The 6,593-nt window shown below is 44.9% G+C and carries 4 protein-coding genes and 1 pseudogene; 2 read left to right on the top strand and 3 right to left on the bottom strand.

Features of this window, described 5'->3' with window-relative positions; all coding sequences use genetic code 11:
- Together IK012_RS06185 and IK012_RS06180 are read right to left on the bottom strand one after the other, a co-directional pair.
- Nucleotides 1-412, bottom strand: a pseudogene (locus tag IK012_RS06185) (glutamine-hydrolyzing GMP synthase); the annotation flags it as partial.
- Between the two features lie 39 nt (nt 413-451).
- Nucleotides 452-1,120, bottom strand: coding sequence for a hypothetical protein (locus tag IK012_RS06180; RefSeq protein WP_290951970.1), 669 nt, complete (start codon nt 1,118-1,120; stop codon nt 452-454).
- Nucleotides 1,121-1,424: 304 nt separating this feature from the next.
- Between IK012_RS06180 and IK012_RS06175 the strand changes: the two genes are divergently transcribed.
- Both IK012_RS06175 and IK012_RS06170 read left to right on the top strand, forming a co-directional pair.
- The gene (locus IK012_RS06175) at nt 1,425-3,392 is read left to right on the top strand and encodes a hypothetical protein (protein ID WP_290951967.1); all 1,968 of its coding nucleotides are present in this window, start codon (nt 1,425-1,427) and stop codon (nt 3,390-3,392) included.
- 286 nt (nt 3,393-3,678) lie between these two features.
- A complete protein-coding gene (locus IK012_RS06170) occupies nt 3,679-5,517 on the top strand; it encodes a hypothetical protein (protein WP_290951964.1) in 1,839 nt (612 codons plus the stop codon).
- 56 nt (nt 5,518-5,573) lie between these two features.
- Here the strand turns inward: IK012_RS06170 and murB are convergent, their stop codons facing one another.
- Complete coding sequence (gene murB / locus IK012_RS06165; RefSeq protein WP_290951961.1) at nt 5,574-6,512, bottom strand: UDP-N-acetylmuramate dehydrogenase; 939 nt, start codon at nt 6,510-6,512, stop codon at nt 5,574-5,576.
- Nucleotides 6,513-6,593: the final 81 nt, after the last annotated feature.

The raw sequence follows: 6,593 nt of genomic DNA, 5'->3' as shown, positions 1-6,593 counted from the left end.
GCTTGGTGACCTGGTCGCCGTGGCTCATCCACATCGGGGAGGCCTTCGGGAGGTCCTTCAAAATCGGGCACTTTTCGTCACCCACGATGAGGTCGGCGATGCCGTATTCCTTGACCTTGCCCGGTTCCACGTGACCGCCCAACTGCTGGGCGATGAGCTGGTGACCGTAGCAGATGCCGAGCTTCGGCACGGGGAGGTCCAAAATTTCGGGATTGTATTCTGGAGCGTCCGCGGCATACACGCTAGACGGACCGCCACTGTAAATGATGCCCTTCACGCCTTCGAGTTCAGAAACCGGGGCGGCAGGGGAGTGGATTTCGGTAAACACGCCCAAGCGGCGCACGCGGTTGGCTATCAGGTGGGCGTACTGCCCGCCAAAGTCCAAAACGGCAATGGTATCAACATTCTTCATACGCCCCAAAGATAGAAATTTTGGCGGGTTTTGCCTAGCTTACGTATAAAAAAGGTAATAGGTAAGAATGGATAATAGAATTACAGCGGGTATGGATGATACCGTTGCACAGACCGAAGCCTTTCTGTACTCGATGGGGTTGTAATCCGGTGCAATCTTCTTGATGATAAAGGCTCCCGTATACCCGCATAGGAAAAGGAAGATGACCCCCTGTCCGTAGGTTACGGCCTTTGTGAGTGTTGTGGCTACTTCGCCATGCAGATGCATCGATATTGCATCCATTGTGATTTTGGCGAGGCCGTTGAGTATAAAGAATTGTGCGGTAACGGAGGAAATGTAGGCCGAGGTGAATTTTGTCAGGGCGAGGTTCTTGCGGATTTCCTTTCTGTGGAAGAAGGCTATAAGGGATGCCCCGACTATTGCAGAAATCAGTCCCCCGGCTCCTAAAATGGCGGCACACCACATGAAGTCTCCGGCGGGGTGCTTGGCGATCTTCTTTTCTGTTTCTTCTGAGGTATCCGTTTCAATGGAAGCCCTTTCCATCTGGCGGGTGATGACGGAATCGATTCGGGCCTGGACATCCAATACTTCCGATAAATCCTGCCTTGAAGGGGGTTCTGGCGCAACATGGTGGTCGTTAGGCGCGTCGCACCACAGGCACTTCAGCATGTCGTCTTCGTACTCCCTTCCGCATTTTTTACAAATCATAGTGGGCTCGAAAATAGAATTTTTGCCAATGCTTTGAGAATCTTTGGCCCCCAAAAGTAGCGATTTTGGCCTAAAAATCGAAAAATGAGCCTTAATGGAAGCCCTTTTTATAATGTTTTTAGTTGTTCAGAAAAAACTTGATGCAATTTGTTGTGTTGTTAATGAAATGCAATTGTATTGCAATGTTTTTATGAATGTTTATGTAAATGAATTTATCTGAAAAAAAGTTTATTTTGTTTGTTATATATAAAATAAAATAGATTATATTAAACCTATTCTTTCACATACAAAAAGGATTGGGGAAATGAATAAAATAATTCCTATCGCATTAACTCTCGGTTGCATTGGTGCCGGTGCAGCTACAAGTAACTATGACCTCTTGGGCCGTAAGGGAAGCCAGATGAACTCTCCGATGGTCTACAGGAATGTGGACTACTCCAAGGTCAAAAAGGATGAACAACAGAAAGTTGGTCCTTCTTTGGAAGCGCATTCTTTGCAAAAGATGGGAATGCCTGATGATATCAAGGCTATTGAAGGTGCTTATACTTCAAATCAGAGTTGGAGCTATAGGAATGCAAGAGGTCAGGATATATCTAATGCGCATTACTTTTTCCGACGTCATTACGCAAGTAACTCGGAAAATTGCTATAGCAATAGCAGTAGTACGCATTTTTGCGTTTATAACTGGCCTGAATATAGAACGGCATCAAATGATGCCTTTATTGATATCGACGAAAGACAATCGGTTTCACCCAATTATGTGACTGCTGGTTGGAGCAATGCGTCTAGTTTTTCAAAAGAGAATCCTAGCTATCTCTATCTTTGGCGAAGTTCCCCCTATGTGCCGGGCGAAAATATCCAGTATACAGATTTTGATGTAGTAAAAAGGGGTGGTCAATATTCGGGCGCTAATAATGTTGGTCCTTGGAGTATTGGCTCTGATTGGTATGATGGAAGTGCTTCGTATGTTGGCGTTTTCTTGCAAGCAAGTGCAGTCCCTGTAAAGCTTGCGGAAGGGAAGACTGTTCAATATGTTAGAACGAATAATCGTGATTCGTTTTCGCCTACAGTACCTGAATATGAAATTATGGCTGCAAGGTCTTATGGCCTTGTAAAGGATGCTTCTAGACGTTCTGTTGTTTATGTGGGTAGAAATAGTCCGTCTAATCCTGCTTCGCACGTTCCTCAAATCTATATGGGTGTGCGAAATGATAAAAACCTTGTAACAGCTAACTATGAATGGACTGCAAAAACTTTGGACAACTATATTTATGACAACCGCACGCTGGAATTTGTTCCTGCGGGTAATTACGGAGCAGAGGGTGGTCTGTTGTCTTTTTCAGGCCATTCTGCGAATGCCGTTACTGTGGGCGCGATTGATCCGTATTCTATGAATGTGGCTAATTATACGTCCTCGGTTACTCATACTGGTGGTTCGCAAAAACCTGAAATATACAATTTTACTAATACCTACAATATGGAAAGTGACCATGTGGAATATACGCGACATTATACTTATGGGGGGCATCCTTATGATTACCCGCCGTTTTATGATGGAACGGAAATGGCTGCCGCATATACGGCGGGCATGGTCTCGAACCTGTTGGCGACCAACCCGTTTTATCGTTGGCATCCTGAAGTCGTGAAAGCGTTGCTTCTTTCATCGCAGGGGGCAAACTTGAATTCGTATCCGAATCGTTATGGGGCAACGTCTGCACCGGCGTATGATTTCTTGGTCTTTAATAACTTGAATCCGGATAATGGTTTTAATAACTTTAATTATTATTCCCGTTATTGGAATGGAGATATTACTAAGTTGAAGACACGTACCGAGAATGGCAAACATGAGATTTGGTTTGTTACGAGTAATTTGGGCTATAGTAGAGCAGGCCTGCCTGGTCATTTGACGACTGCTGCTATATCTTGGCTTAGCAGTGGAAATGATATTGGGAGAACTGGTGCAATTCCTCAGGATTTTGACTTGACAATCTATGGTAGCGACAATAGCGATTACGCTTGCTTGAATGATCCTAATATTGATTTGAAGAATCCGCCGTCATGCAATGGTCATGCAGTGAATTTTAATTTTTCTAATCCAGGAGAGTTTATTGGTTCGTCTACAAGTAGCAATAATGCCTATGAGAGAAAGAGCTTTAGTACGCCATATCGTTATCTGGTATTCAAAATTAAATTATATAGTGAAGATGCTCAGAGCGAAAATCGTGGCCAAGTTGTTTTGGGTTTCAACCTTTCCGCTCGTAGATACTACTAACAGTCTTAATCTTAAAAAGCTGCCGGGAATTTTTTCCCGGCCGTTTTTTTTTATATGGTTCCTGCGAAGTAACCGAAAACGTGGCGAAGGTTTTATTGTAAGTTAATTTGTTTAAAAAAGTGAGTTTAGTTGATTTTGTGTGTTGCAAATAGGTTGAATTGTAATACAATGTATTGATGAATGTGTGTTATGGTGAATTTATCTAAAAAAGTTTATTTTATTTGTTGCATATAAAATAAAAATGATTATATTAAAGCTACTCACTTACAAAAAAAGGATTGGGGAAATGAAGAAAATAATTCCTATTGCATTATCTCTCGGTTGCATCGGTGCCGGTGCGGCTACAAATAACTTTGACCTCTTGGGCCGTAAGGGGAGCGCGATGAACTCTCCGATGGTTTACAAGAATGTTGACTACACAAAGGCCCAAAAGGATGAGCAACAGAAAGTTAGTCCTTCTTTGGAAGCGCATTCTTTGCAAAAGTTGGGCATGCCTAATAGTATCAAGGCTATTGAAGGTGCTTTTAGCACGGTACGAGACCATGAGTCTAAACGGTATTATTTTAGAAAGCATACAGCGAGCAGTTCGGATAATTGTTTCGCCTATAATGCAAATTTTTGTACGTATAGTTGGAACGATTATAAAAATCTCTCGAATCAGTATTTTATTCCTATAAATGAGGATCGTTATTTTACGCCCTCTTATGAGACCGCAGGATGGACTAATGCGAGTGGGGTTACATTCTACTATCCCAATTATGGCAATTATATGCAGAATTCTCCCTATGTGTCAGGGCAAACAATTCAATATAAAGATTTTTATACTGTACTTGGGGACGTTGGTTATTCGCAGGCGGATTTGGTTTCAAATTGGTTCTCGAGTAGAGCCTCGTATGTTGGCGTGTTTATGGGTAATGAAGCGCTTCCCGTACGACTTCGAAACGGAATCCCCGTCAGATATGTTAGAACGAATACCAGTGAATCATTTAATCCAGCTCCTGGTTATGAAATGAAAGCTTCTAGAACATTTCGCTTAGTGAGTGGAACCTCTAGATATTCTATTCCTTACGTGGGAAAAGACCACCCGAATAATCCGGCTGGTCAACAGCCCCAAGTCTATATGGGCGTTCGAAATGACAGAATCGCTCGAGCATCTAGTTATAGTTCGCTTGCAAAGTCGCTGGACAACTATATCTATCAATATCGTACACTCGAATTTGTCCCTGTTGGCAATTATGGATCGAATGGCGGCCAGTTGAATTCTATGGCGCATGCGGCGAATGCCATTGCCGTAGGCGGAATTGATCCGTCGTATATGTCGACCCCCGCTTATTCGTCCTACCGTGCTGAAAATCAAGGTTTTGCGAAACCGGAAGTAAAGAATTTTACGCATCTTTATAGTAAAGATGATAACTATGTGGAGTATGCGAGAACTTATAATTATGGTAATAATACTTATTCGTATCAGCCATTTTATGATGGAACGGAAGTGTCAGCCGCATATACGGCGGGTATGGTCTCGAATCTGTTGGCTACCAACCCGTTCTACCGCTGGCACCCTGAAGTCGTGAAAGCGATGCTTCTGTCCACGGTAACATGGTATCCTACGTATGATTACTTGGTTTTTGACAATACCAGTGATCAAAATAGGCATTATTATGATTCTCGTTATTGGAATGGCGATATAACCAAGTTGAAAACGCGTACCGTGAACAATCAGCATGAAATTTGGTTTGTTGTACACAATTTGGGTTGGTCGAGTGGCCGGTCGGTTCGTGCTGCAATTTCATGGCTTAGCAGTGGTAACGATATTGCAAGAGCCGGAAAAATTCCTCAGAATTTTGACTTGTATGTCTATGGTAGCGATAATAGTAGTTATTCGTGCCTTGCCGATCCTAGTATTATGTTGACAAATAATCCCTGTGGTGTGAATTTTAATTTCTCTAATCCGGGTACACTGGTAGCATCGAGCACCTCTTTAGTTAATGCGTATGAACAAGTCGCGATTTCTTCGCCATATTCATATCTTGTGTTTAAAATCGTGTTGAAGTCTGATGATCCTACGAGTGAAAATTATGGTCAAGTTGTTTTGGGCTTGAATATTTCTGGCCGGTACGGAAATTAGTTTTACTTGTAAATGTAAAACGGCCGGAAAGTTTTTCCCGGCCGTTTTTTTTTACTCTAAAATTCTCCGAGCATTATGATTTCGCGCTGGAGCTCGACGCCGAATTTTTTTGCGACAGCCGCCTTGACGTAATCGCTCAGGTCGAGGATGTCCTTTGCCGTCGCGCCGCCCGCGTTTACGATGAAGTTCGCATGGAGCGTGCTGACTTCGGCGCCACCGATGCGGTAACCCTTGAGGCCCGCCTGCTCGATGTAGTAGCCGGGGGCGACTTGTTGCGGCATGTCGGCGGAACCGCGTTCCATGCGTTTGAAGGTGGAACCCGCATTCGGCATGTTCAGCGGCTGCGTCGCCTTGCGTTTGGCCATGCATTCCTGCAGTTCGGCTTCGAGGCGGGCGACGGTTTGCTCCGGCGATTCACATGCGGTATTCGCGCTTTCTAGCTGGAACGTCGCGGAGAGAATGGTTTCGGCCTGTGCTCCACCTGCGCCGGACTTCTGAAAAATACTTTGTCTGTACCCGAAGGCGCATTCACTGGCGGATCGTTCGCGAATGTTGCCGGCCTCGTCCAGGGTGACAACCTGCGTGCAGTGCGTCCCGATTTCTTGCCCGTAGGCGCCAGCGTTCATGTAGATGGCGCCCCCGAGGGTTCCCGGGATTCCCGCGAGTTTGTGGATTCCCGCATAGCCCTGCTTGAGCGCTGCGCGGGCGAATCTCCCGAGCGGGACTGCGGCTCCGGCTTTGAACGCACCTTTGCCCATGTCTGCAATTTCAGAAAACTCTCCGGCGAGCGTGATGACGACGCCTTCGTAGCCCTTGTCCGAGACGAGCAGGTTCGTGCCGTTCCCGAGGATAAAATGGGGGAGCCTGTTTTCGCGGGCCATTGCGAGGGCTTCTTTCAGGTCGTCAACGCTTTCCGCCTTCACAAAAAAACGTGCCGGTCCGCCTACCTTGAAAGAGGTGTGCTTGTTCATCGGCTCGTTTTCTAGAATCTGCATGTGCGAAATGTAGTTAATAGTTACTAGTTAATAGTTGCTAGATATTTTAGTTGGCCGTTAATTATTGTTTGAACCTAGTAA

This window comes from Fibrobacter sp. (assembly GCF_017551775.1).
Taxonomy (GTDB): domain Bacteria; phylum Fibrobacterota; class Fibrobacteria; order Fibrobacterales; family Fibrobacteraceae; genus Fibrobacter.
This window is presented reverse-complemented; position numbering and strand designations above follow the sequence as displayed.